Below are 14,201 nucleotides of genomic sequence, written 5' to 3' on the forward strand. Positions count from 1 at the left end.
GACCCCTACCAGACCCCCAATGTAGCGCCCGACCTCGAAAGTTCCGATTCGCCGCACCCGGCGTTCATGGCCTCGTCAGTGCATTCCACGCCGCCGTGCGGGCGGAGCCGATCACGCACGGGAGCTGTCAACTGGGCATCAGCTTCGCCGCAGCGCTGACAGACGATGATTGAGGGGCCGCCTGCGGGTTGTGCACGGAGCCTTGCAGAGTCGTTACCGACTTGAGACTGTGACAGGCGTTTCCCTGGTGCGCAAGTGATGTACGTTTCAACTGCCTACTATCGTGCTCCGTACTTTGCTGGGCAGTAGGTCCGATCCGAGAATGCCGTGCGCTGTCCCTCGCTCGGTGGCCCGACGACGCTCAACCCAAGTGAGGAGATCCGATGCGTTGCCTCACTTCACTTCTCACTCTCTGCGCACTGATGTCGACGCTGATGCTCAGCCCTTCAGGTATCGCGGCTGCCGAACATGACGGCGCACCTGACGGCGACAGCAAGGACATTCCGTCCCTGGTTGCGGCTGTCGCCGAGGCGAATCAGCGGGTAGCCGATGTCGGTGCCGATATCCAGATCAAGCAAGAGGGCGTCAACAGGGCCCTCGTCGAGATTGCTGCTGCTCGCGACATTCTCGCGGACGCGCAGCGTGAGGTTGCCGCCAGTGAGCAGGGGCTCGCCGACAGTCAGGTGGCGATCGACGCCGCGCAACAACGCTTCGATCAGTTCGCCGCATCGATGTATATGAACGGGCCGTCGGGTGCGCTGCCACTGGCAAATGGGCCGGAGGAAATCCTTGCTGGAGCCTCGACGCAACAGAGCCTGATCATCAGCTTCCAGAAGGTCAGGGATGACCTCGTGCGCAGGCAGACCGATCACGCCAACAAGCTCTCAACCGCGACGGCTGTCCGGGCGCGCGCTGAGGGCGCCGCCGCCGAGGCGCAGCGCCGCCAGGACGACGCGGTCACCGCCCTTCAGGAGGCGCAGCAGACCTTCGCGGCACGGCAGGACGAAATCAATAGGCTTGCCGCCGAACGTGACTCGGCGCAAGCCCGACTCGGTGCCATCCCGCCGGTAGCAGGGACCGCGACTGCGCCCACGGTTCCTCAACCCGGCGCCGCGCAGGCACCCGGCGACCAGTGGGACCGAAGTGACTCTTTGCCGGCCGACAATTCTGGCGCCGGCCTCTGGGACACCACGCTGCCGATGGTGCCCAGCGCCAATGTGGCCGGCGACCCGGTAGCCATCATCAACGCGATCCTCAAGATCATGGCGACCTCGGTGCAGCTGACTGCCGACATGGGCCGAAAGTTCCTTACCAAACTGGGCATTCTCTCCCCGGCGGCCGCCGCCGCAGATCCCGGCATCACCAATGGACGCATCCCCAGCCTGAACGGCCGGCAGGCCTCTGAGTTCGTGATCCGACGCGCCATGTCACAACTGGGAGTTCCCTACTCGTGGGGCGGCGGCAACGCCAACGGTCCCTCTCGGGGCATCGATCAGGGAGCCAACACCGTCGGCTTCGACTGTTCCGGGCTCATGCTGTACGCCTTCGCCGGCGTCGGCATCAAGCTCGACCACTATTCCGGATCGCAGTACAACGCCGGCCGCAAAGTTCCGTCATCGCAGATGCGACGTGGTGATCTAATCTTCTACGGCCCCAACGCCAGCCAGCACGAGTCCATGTATCTCGGTGACGGCATGATGCTCGAAGCTCCCTACACCGGGTCCGTCGTCAAGATTTCCCCCGTGCGCACCTCCGGCATGACACCCTACGTCACGCGCTTGATCGAGTACTGACACCTCACAGCGAGCGCTGTGGCGGTTGCACCGTTAACGCATCAGTCCGCCCCAGCGTGACCGCTGTGAACGGGCTCCTCCAATGCCTCACGCCGCTCGCTGCGGCGCTGCGGCGCTGCGGCGCGGAACAGAGCCGTCGCGCTGGCGATGGCGGCGGCCCACAGCACGACGACAACGGCGCACAGGATCAGCCACGTTTGCCACCCGAGGCTGTTCGGGCAGACGTCCATCAGCCAGCGCATGCAAGGCCCTCCTCCACAGTGAGCGTCACTCAGCTGCAGGATGGAATCGGTATGAGTCTCGTAAAGATCTGCTGAAGATTGCGCCGTTCCGGCAGTCGTGCGGCGCCGCGGCCGCTTCGGCGGGCACCATGTGGAGCATGGAGCACCACCCGGGTAGATCGCCTGAGCAGGCGAAGGGATACCGCGCGCTGGTCGTCGACGACGAACTGCCGCTGGCCGAAGTGGTGGCTAGCTATCTGGAACGCGATCAGTTCGAGGCCGTGGTGGCCGGAAACGGTGTCGACGCTATCGCTGTCGCGCGCGACTTCGATCCCGATGTCGTCATTCTCGACCTTGGCCTGCCCGGCATTGATGGACTGGAAGTGTGCAGACAGTTGCGCACGTTTTCCGACGCCTACGTCGTCATGCTCACCGCTCGTGATACCGAACTCGATACAGTCCTCGGTCTCACTGTCGGCGCCGACGACTACATCACCAAACCCTTCAGCCCGCGCGAGCTTGTGGCGCGCGTGCGGGCCATGCTGCGGCGGCCCCGCGTCCTGCAATCGGCCACCGCAACCGCCGAACGTGAGGTGGCACCACCGCGTCGGTTCGGTGCGCTGAGTGTCGACGTCGCCGCCCGTGAGGTTGGCATCGACGATGAACAGATCTTGTTGACCCGCACAGAGTTCGACATCCTCGAAGCGCTCTCAGGCCGGCCGGGCATTGTGCTGAGTCGGCGTCAACTTCTCGAAATTGTTCGCGACGGGCCCTGGGTCGGCAACGAGCACCTCGTCGACGTCCACATCGGGCACTTGCGGCGCAAACTCGGCGATGATGCCGCACGCCCGCGCTACATCGCCACGGTGCGAGGTGTGGGATATCGGATGGGGACCGGACAGTGACTCCCCCGCCTGCGTCCACAGCTCGCCGACGTCGACGGAGGGGCCGTCCTGGTATCGGCTTGCGGCTGCTGGCGGCCCAAGCGATTGTGCTGGCAGCCGGGGCCGTGACGACCGCGGTGGTGGCCGCCGTCGTCGGACCTCCGCTGTTTCGCGAGCATCTTCACCGCGCGGGGGTGCCGATGAACTCGCCAGAGGAAGTCCACGCCGAGGAGGCCTACGGCTACGCGACGGTGATGTCCATCGGGGGCGCCCTGGCGGTGTCGGCACTGGCTGCGCTTGCCGTCAGCTTCTACGTCAGTCGACGGCTCCAACGGTCCGTCACCGAGGTTGCCTCCGCTGCCACCGATGTCGCTCAAGGGAATTACGATGTCCGCGTGTCATCGCCGCGCCTCGGCGACGATTTCGACGCACTCTCCACTGCCTTCAACCAGATGGCTTCCCGGCTCCAAACCGTGGATTCGACAAGACAGCAGCTCTTTGGAGACTTGGCGCACGAGATCCGCACACCGGTCGCGGTGCTAGAGGCCTATATTGAGGCACTCGAAGACGGGGTGCGCACTTTGACGCCGCAGACGGCAACCATGCTGCGTGACCAAACCCGCCGGCTGGTGCGATTCTCCAATGACGTCGCCGCCTTGGCCAAGGCCGAGGAAAGTTCAGTTTCCATGTCGTACGCCAACATTGACGTCGACCGCTTGACACACCGATGCGTCGCCGCGGCGCAGGAACGCTACGACAACAAGGGAGTCGCACTACGCGTACGCCTCCAGAAGGCGCTACCGCCGTTGTGGGCCGACGAGCAACGACTCTCCCAAGTCCTGGGCAATCTGCTGGAAAATGCGTTGCGGCACACGCCTTCCGGCGGCTCGGTCGAAGTCAACTGTGTCCGCGACGGCGACCGGTTGAGGATCGCCGTCGCCGACACCGGTGAAGGGATTGCCGCCGAGCACGTCAACCGGGTGTTCGAGCGGTTCTATCGGGCAGACTCCGCCCGCGACCGCGAGCACGGCGGCGCCGGTTTAGGGCTCGCCATCGCCAAAGCGCTGGTCGAGGCCCACGGCGGAGCCATCTCCGTAGCGAGCGCGGGCCCCGGCGGCGGCGCAACATTCACCCTCGCCATGCCGATCACCCCGGAGCGCACCGAGCAAACCCCTGTCACGGCTGACTCAGCGCGAATCTGACCGGCAGGCGCCGCAACTCGCTACTTGTCCAGCATGCCCTGCATCGTGTCGATCTCCGCTTGCTGAGAGGACACGATGTTGCGCGCCATCTCCACCGCCGCGGGGAACTGGCCGTTGTCGATCTCCTGCTGCGCCATCATGATTGCGCCCTTGTGATGGGCGATCATCTGCGTTAAGAAAAGTCGGCTCGCCTCCGCGCCCTGCGCGTTCTGCAGCGCAGCCATGTCGGCTTCCGACATCATGCCGTGACCGCTGCCGCCCATACCAGGCATCTTGCCCATGTCGCGGCCGGGCATCTGGTGAGCAGGCATGTCGTGGCCAGGCATAGCGGTGCTGGTCGCAGGTGCAGGCGAGGACGACGCCCCCCACTCCTGGAGCCAACCCTGCATCTGCTCGATCTCGGGGCCTTGAGCATTCTTGATCTCGTCAGCGAGTGAGATGACCTCGGGATCGATGCTCTGCTTGCCGAGAAGCATGTCGCTCATCTCGATCGCCTGCTGGTGATGAGGAATCATGCCTTGGGCGAACGTCACATCAGCGTCGTTATGGGTAGCGTCGCTGCTGGCAGCGCTGGGCGAGGCCGATGGTGCCGCCGGGCTGCTGGTCGATGACTGAGAGTCGGTTGTCGCATTCGAACAGGCGCTGACGAACAGGGCCGCCGCCGCCATCGCCGCAAACCCAGTTCGGTATCGCTTGTGCTGCATCGCACATCCCTTCTCATACATCTTCCTGACACCATGCGTCCACACACACGGCAAGCGCTCTCGCCGCCTCGGTCCAGCCTCAGGACTCCGCGTATGGGTCGGTTCGAGTTCCGATGAAGATTCGATGAAGACGCCTCACCAACCCGTCGGTACGCGCCGCGCGCTCGGGCGATCCAGCGTCACGCCGCAGCCGGTTCAGTCATTGCCCGCGACCGGAAGGAGTCAGTGTGCAGCTCGGTAGATTCATGCCGCAATCTGACCGAAGCCTTGGCCTGCCCGCACGCCGCGATCAGTCGATCGGCAGCCGCCGCCGCAACGCCTCCAAGAGCTGGGTAACCGTCGGCAAACCCATCAAACCGGCGTCGGTCTGATATAGCCGGCACGCCAACTCCATCACCGGCACCGCATCGTCAAAAGCGTCTATGCCATCGACGAGAATCGTTGGAGAGCCCGCGAACGACAAGGCCGCCGCCTCATCATCCGTAGCGACCCGCCGATACGTGATCTCGACGTTGACTAGTCCGGCTGCTGCCGCGCCCACAAGGGCACCGGCTTCCTGCCAATTCGGACACCCTTCGAAATAGACGATCTCCACTCTCATGTGCCAATGGTGCGCGTAACAAGCCGGTGATGTCATCGGCAGGGGGCATCACCGCCAACCACGGACATGTCTCGCACCAGCAGAACTGGTGGCCCGGGGAAGGTCTCACCGGTTTAGAAGCGGGGACATGGCGCCTACGCGACTCGCGTCATCGAGTTAGCGCCGGGCCTGCAGATCACTCTCATTCTTTGGATAGTTGCATATATTGCAATGTTTGCATATGTTTGATTTTGGAGGTGGTTGCGGTGGCTGCAATAGGTGCTCTAGCTCTGTATTTGATGTTCGTCGCACTCGGGTTCGGCTGGCGGAGTTGGCGCCAGTATCGGCTTACTGGTTCCACCGGCTTCCACGGAATCAGCGGCCGGCCCGGCTCACCGGAATGGGCCGCCGGCGTCGGTTTCGTTGTGGCCATGGTGCTCGGTCTCCTCGCGCCGGCTTTGCAGGTGTTTGGCGTGCTAGCCCCAATCGCCGCTTTCGAGGCCTGGGGGCTTCAGGCATTGGGGTCCGTGTTGGCACTCGGGGGTCTCGCCGGAACGCTGTACGCGCAGAACGACATGGGCGATTCGTGGCGGATAGGCGTCGATCCGCAGGAGTCTACGACCCTGGTGCGCCGCGGCGCGTTCGCGGTTGTGCGCAACCCGATCTTCACGGCGATGCTGTCGTTCGCGACCGGCGTGGCGTTGATGGTCCCGAATGTGTTGGCGCTGGCTGCATTGATTCTTCTGGTCGTGGCGATCGAATTGCAGGTCCGCGTGGTGGAGGAGCCATACCTCGTTCACACGCACGGGGACGCCTACCGGTCCTATGGTCAAGCCGTCGGCAGGTTTCTTCCCGTTCTGGGACGTTTTCCTAGGTCCGTTGGTGGTGAATCCCGCTAAGCGGGCGCCAGCAGAATCTGCGCCAGCCGCGTGGTCGTTTCCACGCCGTCGTCGTAGGCGCCTTCGCCGTTGAGCGAGTTCATGATCGCCAATGTGTAGCGTTGTCGAGGGCCGGCGAAACCGACGCTGTTGACGACCCAGCCGCCCTGTTCTTGGGACCACCCGTTCTTGTTGCCGGGAGTCATGGCCGCGCCCGCTCCCCACACTCCCCACTGCTGGTTGGCGTCGAGGTGTTGCATCTCCGACACAATGGCCGCGGTTTGGGCCGCAGGCAAGCTGGTGAGGGTGTAGTTCATCAGCCGGTCGAGGTCTTCGCTCGTGGCCTTTTGGAAACCCCAGTACGGGTAGGTGCCGCTGAAACCCTGCTGCGGTTGCAGGCTGGTAAGTCCGTACGTGGCGAAATTGCGGTTGAACGCCATGTTGTCGGGTCCGCTGTAGCGTTCCCAAAGCGTATCGGCAGCGTCGCTGTCCGATGAGTGCATCATGTTGGCCATGAGTTGGCGGTCGGCTGGGGTCAAGGCGATCTGGCCGGCGCGAGCCCGAGTCAACAGATCAACCACCATCGCTAGCTTGATAGTGGATGCGGTCCACATCATCGTGGTAGCCGCGTCGTTGCGGTGAGCCTGTCCGGTCGTCCGGTCGCGAAGCACGTAGCCCACCGTGCCAGGACGAGTAGCGAGGTAGGCGTCTGCCTGTGCGATGCGCTGTCCGATCTCAGCGGTGGCGACGGGTGTCGGCGCGCAGAGCAACACGGTCATAGCGACAAGTCCGGTGACGACGGCTCTCACGCGCGTAGCTTGTCAGCCCCACGGGCATCAGGGCCGACGGCACGCCGGGTAAGCACCGGTTCCTACTATCCATCTCCGCACATGCAGAGCCGGCGGATGGTAGGGGTGCCGTCGCGAGGCAGCCCGAGGTCGGCTCGTGTCCCGTTCGACGTAGGCAGCCCTGCGCTCCCTTTGCACGCCGGCCCCGTGCAGCCCCTCCTCTCTCCGACATATTAACGTCCGTTAGTATGTTCGGATGAGCGAGCCGCGGCTTGATCACTGCGATCTGTTGTGCTTGGACCTGCCCCATGCCGAGCGAATTCGTTCCCGGCTACCGTCACTCGTCGACGCCGAATCACTGGCAACCGCGGCGCGGGCTCTGAGCGACCCGACGCGACTGACGATCGCCTCAGCGCTGCTCGACGGCGAGGAACTGTGTGTATGTGACATGGCCTGGGTGGTCGGGCAGTCGCAGAACCTCGTATCCCACCACCTGCGGCAGCTCAAGATCGCCGGTCTGGTGACTTCTCGGCGGCAAGCCCGGATGGTGATGTACCGACTCACCGACCGCGGCCGATCCTTGACCGAGGCCGTGCTGGCGCACGGTTACCGTCAACCGGCCTCCAAGGCACGCCATGTCTGACCCATGCTGCGGGCCCGCGGCCAATGGAGTCGACACCGAGCCCGGATCGGGACCGGACAAGTGGTGCGGAGTCCGCGAACTGCAGCTGGCGGCCCTGGCGGCGGCGTTGCTCCTCGGCGGCTGGGCGTTGCACCGAAGCGGTCTTTCCTCCATCGGCTTGGGACTTGAGCTCGCGGCGGTTGCCGCCGGGGCCGCAACGTTCGCGCCCGGAGCCGTTCGCAGTCTTCGACACGGCCGCGTCGGCGTTGGCACGCTGATGACGATCGCCGCGGTCGGCGCCGTGGCGCTTGGACAGGTCGAAGAAGCCGCGCTGCTGGGAATCCTGTTCTCCATCGCCGAAGGACTCGAGCACTACGCCGTCACCCGAACCCGCCGAAGCCTGCGCGCCCTGCTGTCGCTCGTGCCGCCAACGGCGACCGTGATCCGCGACGGCCACGAAACCCCTGTGCGCCCAGACGATTTGCTCATCGACGACGTGATGGTGCTACGGCCAGGAGACCGCGCCGCCACCGACGGCGTCATCACCTCCGGTCGCACCAGCTTGGACGTGTCGGCGATCACCGGAGAATCGGTTCCAGTCGAGGCGGGACCCGGCAGCGAGGTGCATGCCGGTGCGATCAACGGCGGTGGAGCGGTCGAAGTCGCCGTCACCGCCGTCGCCGCCGAAAGCTCGCTGGCCCGCATCGTTCACATCGTCGAACAGGCTCAGGAGCGCAAGGGTGCGGGTCAGCGGTTGGCGGACCGGATCGCCCGCCCTCTCGTCCCAACAATCATGGTCCTGGCCGCAGCAGTTGCGGCGATTGGCGCGCTGGTGGGCGAGCCGATGCTGTGGCTCGAACGCGCACTCGTGGTCCTCGTCGCCGCCTCACCCTGCGCCCTGGCCATCGCGGTGCCACTCACCGTCGTCGCCGCCGTCGGCGCTGCCAGCCGACAAGGCGCCCTCGTCAAGGGAGGCGCCGCCGTCGAGGAACTCGGACGCATCGCCGTGATTGCCCTTGACAAGACGGGCACCCTGACCCGAAACAGCCCGCAAGTGATAGAGACGGTGACCGCCAGCGGCGTCAGCGAGGCCGAAGCCCTGCACCTCGCCAGCGCAGTCGAGTCCCGTAGTGGGCACCCACTGGCCCGGGCAATTACCGACGCTGCAGGCCCCGACATCGTCGCGGCTGAAGACGTGAGAGCCGTTGTCGGCCATGGCATGAGTGGCCGCGTCGAGGGTCGCAGGATCCGTTTGGGGAAGCCGGGCTGGGTCGCGGCCGGAGAATTCGCCGCCGACGTCGTGCGCCTCCAATCGGCCGGGGCGACAGTGGTCCTGCTCGAATGCGACGCCGTGGTGGTGGCGGCGATCGCAGTCCGCGACGAGCTGCGCCCCGAAGCGCCGGAAGTGGTACGGCAACTACACGAGCTGGGCATCACCACCGCGATGCTGACCGGCGACAACTCCCGCACGGCAATGGCCGTGGCCGAAGCCGCCGGCATCACAGTCGTGCACGCCGACCTGCTTCCCGAAGACAAAGCACGCCTGCTGTCCGAACTCTCCGGCGGCCGGCCCATCGCCATGGTCGGCGACGGGGTCAACGACGCCCCCGCACTAGCCACCGCCGACATCGGCATTGCCATGGGAGCGATGGGCACCGACGTCGCCATCGAAACCGCCGACGTCGCGCTGATGGGCGAGGATCTGCGTCACCTCCCCCAAGTCCTCGCTCACGCCCGCCGAGCCCGCAAAATCATGCTGCAGAACATCGGACTGTCGCTGGCGATCATCACCATCCTCATTCCCCTCGCCGCCTTCGGGGTTCTCGGGCTGGCCACCGTGGTATTGATCCACGAGGCGGCAGAAGTACTCGTCATCCTCAACGCGATCCGCGCCGCACGCACCCATCCCCTACCCGGCGTCGAACCGCAGCCGATGGCTGCAGCGGCGGCGCACCACATCACCCTCCCCACCCCCCCGACACCCGTCGATGCCTGCTGCGCCCCGACGCCGGCGCTCACACCGGTGGTCCTTGATCGTCGGGAAACCCGCAGCGGCGGATGCACCTGCTGCGCTGCAGAACCCACAAATCCCCGTGACGAGTCGATCCGTCGAAGTGAACACCACTGGTGATGGTGCGACCGCGAAATGCCTTCGCCGCCGCGAATCGACCTACTGCCGAACCGGAATTGGTATTGAGCAGCACCGCGCACACTCGTCGTCTGTGCCGGTCGGGCGCAGCGCCGTCGCGCCGCCCCCGGGAGGCGTATCGGCGGGAGATGGCCGCTGCAAAGCGCACACCATCCGCCAAGCAGCGGTGGCGGCGTTGGGAACGGGCACACATCGTGTCGCAACCCGACCCTTGGCCACACACCTACAATCACGCGGCGATGCGGGCCTTGGCGCTGCGCCAACGAGACCGTCGCGAAGCTTTCGGCCAGGTTGTTCGCCTGATCGTCGCTGCGCCGGGATCGCTGACCGGACGCTATCCCGGGGGCAACACCGGTCGGGTCGGCGCGGGCCTCATGACCCCGTGGGCCGCGCCCGCCGCTCTCGCCGCACTCGTGAGCGGGCGAAGGGACTGAAGGGCGATGTCAGTCACGACGTCGAACCAGAACGCGCGGCCGTGGCCGGCCGTCGCCGCCGCAGTCGCGCTAACGACCGCGGCGTTGAGCGTGGGCTATTGGGCGCTCGGACTGGCAACCATGCTCATCTTTACCGCCGGGTTCGTCGGGGGCTTGCTTCTGTGGCGGGTGTGGCCGAGTGGCGGCGGCTGGGCCGACATTCGCGCGCCATATTGGATCGCCCTGTTGTTGTTCCTTGCCCACCGCGTCGAAGAGAAGCAGATGGGGTTCTTCGCATTCCTAGCGGCGGTCACGGGTGTGCCAACCCCTGCGGTGAACTCGGTGCCCGTGGTGCTGCTCGTCGCCGTCTCCGCGGGCGCCTGGCTGTTAATTCCCGCCCTCATGCGGCGCGGCCGCCCGATCGGCCGATACCTGGCATGGACGTTCTTCGCCTCGTTAGGTCTCACGGAGTTGGCGCACTTTGTGGTGTTCCCGTGGCTCGATCCCGGCGGGGCCGGCTACGTGCCCGGAATGTGGACCGTCGTCGCTCTCGCACCGGTCGCCTGGTGGGGAATGTGGCGTCTCTCTCGACGGCCGTCCATCGAATCCGCGCCCAAGCGTCCGATCTGGCGCCAGCCGAGGGCATGACCGATCTACGGTCTTCCTCCGTATATAGTCGGACACGCGATGCTCAACCGCGGGCGCGGTTCGGGTTGGTGCTGCGGTACAGGGCTGCGCCGGCGCATCACAGACGTTCGGTGAAACTCATGAAGGACGCATTCCAATGGCACCTCTCACACGCATTCTGCTGACCGTCTTCGCGGTCATCACCATGATCATCGGGGTTGGCGTGTATCTCTCGGCCCAGGACAAGGACGCCCCCACCTCCGCGCAAGGCCAGGGTGAAGACGTCGGTCAGCTGGTCCGGGACAACAGTCGCCGCCTCACCACCGTGCCGAACAGCGATGTCACCTTCGTCGAGTTCCTTGACTTCGAATGCGAAGCGTGTCGCGCGGCCTTCCCGATGGTCGAACAGCTGCGCGCCGAGTACGGGGACCGCGTCAACTTCGTCATCCGCTACTTCCCCATTCAGTCTCACTTCAACGCAGAGCGGGCGGCGCGCGCGGTCGAGGCGGCCGCCCAACAGGACAAGTTCGAGCCGATGTACAAGAAGATGTACGAGACGCAGAGCGAGTGGGGCGAACAACAAACTCCGGCGGACTCCCGATTCCGCGGATTCGCAGCCGAACTCGGGCTCGACATGGCGGCGTTCGATGCTGCCTACAACGACCCCGCCACACTCGATCGTGTCAATGTCGATGTCGCTGACGGTAAGGCCCTCGGGGTCAAGGGCACACCGACCTTCTTCATCGACGGAACCGAAGTGGAATTCAGGAGCTACGACGACTTGAAGGCCGCAGTCGAACAGGCATTGAACGGATAGCCGCGGTGACTGCCGACAGCTCTTGGCGCACCGGTTCCATAACTCGGGACGTGTGCGGGCGCGAACATGACGGCAGCACCCCGCGTCGACGGCGATCTGAGGGGTCGACATCGACCGCAGTGCGCCGATCTCGCGTTGGCTGACAGGGAGATGGCTTCTGCGCGAAGTCGGTTCCGTCGCGGTGAGGTCTCGCTTCGACCTCAGTACGCGCCATCTCGAATCGCCTCTGCGTGGTGGGCGACCATCAGTCCGAGATGCAAGCGGGTGGCCAGCTGCACTGGTTCGGATGATGATGATGATGCGGCCGGGCCCCGCACCCCACGCCCCGCGTCATCAGATCGGCCGCCTGCCGGATCCTGACGAACACGGCTCGAAAGGTGCTGTCGTCGGCGCCTGAGCTCTCACCGCAGACGGGACAATTAGACGGCCTGGGCATGACCCGAAATCACCTGCGGGAGAGGGGGCGTCCCTGTGAACGGGCGAGAGCATTGCGCGATACCGGGTCGGGGCCACGCACGCGCTTATCTCGAGGACCAATGTGATGCAGCCGCTATGCCGACAATGCGGTCCTCGTCGTCATGAGCCCAGGCTCGGCGCAGCCGTCCTCTGCTCGATCGCAGTCGAGCGGCGGCGCCGCAGGATCAGCACCGCGAGCACCGCCAGCATTGCCACAACCCCGCCGGCGGCGATCACTTGACCTCCCAACCGCTGGTCGCCCAGCAAGTTCGCATGCCAGCTCAGTTTCAAGGAGCCGTAGAAGGCGCCCCCGAGAACCTCACGCATGTTCATCACCACGACCCCGGCAATGATGAACTGCGACAGCGCGAGAAACAGCATCGCGATCCGGCCCCGCTTGGGCATCGGCCGTGGCACCACCGGCTCGACGCCGCCGACGGCGGTGAAGAACAGCGCACCGCTGAGCAGGAAGTACCCGATCATCAGCATGTGCGTGGCGTGTTCGCTTACGGCAGCATCGAAGACCACTTCGAGGCAGAGCCCGTACACGCCCACCACGAGAAGCGTCAGCGCCGTCCATGGATGAGCGATAAAACGCAGCAGTGACGAATTCAGCGCGCTGACAAGCCATTCGCGTGGCCCCGGCACCGCATTGGGTTCGGCTGCCCGCAAGGCCCTCAGCGCGAGGGTCACCGGTGCGCCCTGCACGAGCAACACCGGCACCACTATCGTGAGCACCAATTGAGCGACGGCGTGCATGCTGAACATCGCCGCCATGTACATGCCGAGTCCTGACGAAGTGGCGAACAACAAAACGACGCAGCCGATCAGCCACGATACGGTGCGCCGCGTCGACCACGGGGCACCGCGGCGAGCCAGCCGATACACCGCAGCAAGGTAGACGCCGGCCATGACGACCGCCGCCGTGCCGAAGATCAGGTCGAACCGCCATTCGACCAACACCCGCGCGATCGTCGGCGCCTCGGTGAGGTCGAAGCCGAGCGCAGCCTCGGCCGGAACGGGTTCGCGCGTCGCGGGCGGCGGTGGCGTGCGACCGAGCCCGACCGCCAGGCCGACTGCGACGCCAAACAGGGCGGCTTCTGTGAGTGCGAGCCGCAGCAGCGGTCGGCGCGACGTCGGATCACGCTGCAGCGCAACGATCGACGACCGCCGCTGTCGCCAGCCGATCACACCGAGGCCGCCCAGCACTGTCACCTTCCCCACGACGAGGAGCCCGTAGGTGCTGTCGAAGATGGTCGACACGTCGATCCGGACCGCCGCGTTGACAAATCCACTTACGGCCATCGCCGCGAAGCACCACAGCGCCAGACCCGAGAAACGGCGGGCGGCGATGTCGGTGTGGCTGCCGCCGCGCAGCGCGTGCCCAAGCAGCGCCAGCAATCCGCCGGCCCACAATGACCCAGCAACCAGGTGAATGATCAGGCTGTTGGTCGCGATGTCGTGTGAGCCGCCCGACGAGGAGTGCCCCGTCACGGCCAGCGGCATCAACGTCGCCAGGGCGCCCGCCAGTAGGGCAGGCGTCCACGACCACCGCAGCACCGGCAGGCTCGCTACCGCGACGACCGCGGCCAGAATCGAGGTGGTGCGCCACGCCGCGGTGGTCTCGACGAGGTCGGCCGCCGACCATATGTCCAGCGGTGTGAGCTCAGTCAACGGCACCCCCGACACGTCGGAGATCGTCAGCGCCACCAACAGCGCAGCGCACATCGCCCAGATCGCGCAAGCGGCAGCGCCGACCCGAAGCGCCCGGTACCCGTCGACGTCGAGCACTCCACTTGCCTGCGGCGGAACGAGGAACGCCGCGAACAGGAAGTGTCCGACCGCCACCATCGCAGCGATCTCTCCAGCGGCGCGCAAGAAGGACAGCCCGTAGGTGGTGACCGGCCCGGGATCGCTCAGCCCGGTCACCGCCAGCGCCTCAGGCAGTGCCAGGGCGCCGATCGCGGCAGCGGTAACGCCCGCTAGCAGTGCAACCCCGAGCAACACAGCTCGCACCACCCAGCGTCGGGGGGCAGCAGACGTGGCCATCACCGTCCCCATTCCGAT

The 14,201-nt window shown here is 65.6% G+C and carries 14 protein-coding genes; 9 read left to right on the forward strand and 5 right to left on the reverse strand.

The features are described from left to right. The first annotated feature begins 422 nt into the window (after nucleotides 1-422). Nucleotides 423-1,793: an NlpC/P60 family peptidoglycan endopeptidase RipA gene (gene ripA, locus ACXYX3_RS28200; protein WP_413783403.1), complete on the forward strand. Its 1,371-nt coding sequence runs from the start codon at nucleotides 423-425 to the stop codon at nucleotides 1,791-1,793. A 41-nt stretch (nucleotides 1,794-1,834) separates the two neighbouring features. Here ripA and ACXYX3_RS28205 read toward each other — a convergent pair whose 3' ends face one another. Next, entirely contained in the window at nucleotides 1,835-2,035 is a 201-nt protein-coding gene (locus tag ACXYX3_RS28205) for a hypothetical protein (protein ID WP_236728450.1), read from the reverse strand. Between the two features lie 128 nt (nucleotides 2,036-2,163). On the opposite strand from ACXYX3_RS28205, the gene ACXYX3_RS28210 reads away from it, so the two are divergent. Next, nucleotides 2,164-2,919 (forward strand): response regulator transcription factor, encoded by a 756-nt coding sequence (locus ACXYX3_RS28210; RefSeq protein ID WP_011893718.1) that lies wholly within the window; start codon nucleotides 2,164-2,166, stop codon nucleotides 2,917-2,919. Further along, entirely contained in the window at nucleotides 2,916-4,100 is a 1,185-nt protein-coding gene (locus ACXYX3_RS28215) for a HAMP domain-containing sensor histidine kinase (protein ID WP_043416018.1), read from the forward strand. Before ACXYX3_RS28210 ends, ACXYX3_RS28215 begins: the two co-directional genes overlap by 4 nt. 20 nt (nucleotides 4,101-4,120) lie before the next feature. On the opposite strand, the gene ACXYX3_RS28220 is transcribed toward ACXYX3_RS28215, so the two are convergent. Beyond that, nucleotides 4,121-4,804 (reverse strand): DUF305 domain-containing protein, encoded by a 684-nt coding sequence (locus ACXYX3_RS28220; RefSeq protein WP_043416019.1) that lies wholly within the window; start codon nucleotides 4,802-4,804, stop codon nucleotides 4,121-4,123. 289 nt (nucleotides 4,805-5,093) lie between these two features. Further along, nucleotides 5,094-5,405, reverse strand: coding sequence for a hypothetical protein (locus ACXYX3_RS28225; RefSeq protein WP_041800031.1), 312 nt, complete (start codon nucleotides 5,403-5,405; stop codon nucleotides 5,094-5,096). 278 nt (nucleotides 5,406-5,683) lie between these two features. On the opposite strand from ACXYX3_RS28225, the gene ACXYX3_RS28230 reads away from it, so the two are divergent. Continuing rightward, nucleotides 5,684-6,283, forward strand: a complete 600-nt coding sequence (locus ACXYX3_RS28230) for a methyltransferase family protein (protein WP_041800688.1) — start codon at nucleotides 5,684-5,686, stop codon at nucleotides 6,281-6,283. Here the strand turns inward: ACXYX3_RS28230 and ACXYX3_RS28235 are convergent. Then, a complete protein-coding gene (locus ACXYX3_RS28235) occupies nucleotides 6,280-7,041 on the reverse strand; it encodes a serine hydrolase (protein WP_011893713.1) in 762 nt (253 codons plus the stop codon). The two genes, ACXYX3_RS28230 and ACXYX3_RS28235, sit on opposite strands and share 4 nt — an antisense overlap. 265 nt (nucleotides 7,042-7,306) lie before the next feature. Here ACXYX3_RS28235 and ACXYX3_RS28240 point away from each other — a divergent pair, with 265 nt between their 5' ends. From ACXYX3_RS28240 to ACXYX3_RS28260, 5 genes are all read left to right on the forward strand, one after another. Beyond that, nucleotides 7,307-7,693: an ArsR/SmtB family transcription factor gene (locus ACXYX3_RS28240; protein ID WP_043416022.1), complete on the forward strand. Its 387-nt coding sequence runs from the start codon at nucleotides 7,307-7,309 to the stop codon at nucleotides 7,691-7,693. After that, nucleotides 7,686-9,803, forward strand: a complete 2,118-nt coding sequence (locus ACXYX3_RS28245) for a heavy metal translocating P-type ATPase (RefSeq protein WP_241204952.1) — start codon at nucleotides 7,686-7,688, stop codon at nucleotides 9,801-9,803. The genes ACXYX3_RS28240 and ACXYX3_RS28245 overlap by 8 nt, the downstream gene beginning before the upstream one ends. Nucleotides 9,804-9,949: 146 nt before the next feature. Beyond that, on the forward strand, nucleotides 9,950-10,255 hold the full coding sequence (locus ACXYX3_RS28250) for a DUF3703 domain-containing protein (protein WP_458612350.1): 306 nt from the start codon (nucleotides 9,950-9,952) through the stop codon (nucleotides 10,253-10,255). A 6-nt stretch (nucleotides 10,256-10,261) separates the two neighbouring features. Then, complete coding sequence (locus ACXYX3_RS28255; protein ID WP_198529213.1) at nucleotides 10,262-10,882, forward strand: hypothetical protein; 621 nt, start codon at nucleotides 10,262-10,264, stop codon at nucleotides 10,880-10,882. Nucleotides 10,883-11,018: 136 nt separating this feature from the next. After that, nucleotides 11,019-11,678 carry a DsbA family protein gene (locus tag ACXYX3_RS28260; RefSeq protein ID WP_011893708.1) on the forward strand — a complete coding sequence of 220 codons (660 nt, stop codon included), beginning with the start codon at nucleotides 11,019-11,021 and terminating at the stop codon, nucleotides 11,676-11,678. 576 nt (nucleotides 11,679-12,254) lie between these two features. Here ACXYX3_RS28260 and ACXYX3_RS28265 read toward each other — a convergent pair. Then, nucleotides 12,255-14,183, reverse strand: a complete 1,929-nt coding sequence (locus ACXYX3_RS28265) for a bifunctional copper resistance protein CopD/cytochrome c oxidase assembly protein (protein WP_041800678.1) — start codon at nucleotides 14,181-14,183, stop codon at nucleotides 12,255-12,257. Between the last annotated feature and the right edge of the window lie 18 nt (nucleotides 14,184-14,201).

The organism is Mycobacterium sp. Panama NTM2 (assembly GCF_054355555.1).

Excerpts from the sequence above, each read along its gene's own strand:
- ripA (WP_413783403.1), top strand. The coding sequence starts at position 423 with ATGTCGACGCTGATGCTCAGCCCTTCAGGTATCGCGGCTGCCGAACAT.
- ACXYX3_RS28205 (WP_236728450.1), bottom strand. The coding sequence starts at position 2,035 with ATGCGCTGGCTGATGGACGTCTGCCCGAACAGCCTCGGGTGGCAAACG.
- ACXYX3_RS28210 (WP_011893718.1), top strand. The coding sequence starts at position 2,164 with ATGTGGAGCATGGAGCACCACCCGGGTAGATCGCCTGAGCAGGCGAAG.
- ACXYX3_RS28220 (WP_043416019.1), bottom strand. The coding sequence starts at position 4,804 with ATGCAGCACAAGCGATACCGAACTGGGTTTGCGGCGATGGCGGCGGCG.
- ACXYX3_RS28225 (WP_041800031.1), bottom strand. The coding sequence starts at position 5,405 with ATGAGAGTGGAGATCGTCTATTTCGAAGGGTGTCCGAATTGGCAGGAA.
- ACXYX3_RS28230 (WP_041800688.1), top strand. The coding sequence starts at position 5,684 with ATGTTCGTCGCACTCGGGTTCGGCTGGCGGAGTTGGCGCCAGTATCGG.
- ACXYX3_RS28235 (WP_011893713.1), bottom strand. The coding sequence starts at position 7,041 with ATGACCGTGTTGCTCTGCGCGCCGACACCCGTCGCCACCGCTGAGATC.
- ACXYX3_RS28240 (WP_043416022.1), top strand. The coding sequence starts at position 7,307 with ATGAGCGAGCCGCGGCTTGATCACTGCGATCTGTTGTGCTTGGACCTG.
- ACXYX3_RS28245 (WP_241204952.1), top strand. The coding sequence starts at position 7,686 with ATGTCTGACCCATGCTGCGGGCCCGCGGCCAATGGAGTCGACACCGAG.
- ACXYX3_RS28250 (WP_458612350.1), top strand. The coding sequence starts at position 9,950 with ATGGCCGCTGCAAAGCGCACACCATCCGCCAAGCAGCGGTGGCGGCGT.
- ACXYX3_RS28255 (WP_198529213.1), top strand. The coding sequence starts at position 10,262 with ATGTCAGTCACGACGTCGAACCAGAACGCGCGGCCGTGGCCGGCCGTC.
- ACXYX3_RS28260 (WP_011893708.1), top strand. The coding sequence starts at position 11,019 with ATGGCACCTCTCACACGCATTCTGCTGACCGTCTTCGCGGTCATCACC.
- ACXYX3_RS28265 (WP_041800678.1), bottom strand. The coding sequence starts at position 14,183 with ATGGCCACGTCTGCTGCCCCCCGACGCTGGGTGGTGCGAGCTGTGTTG.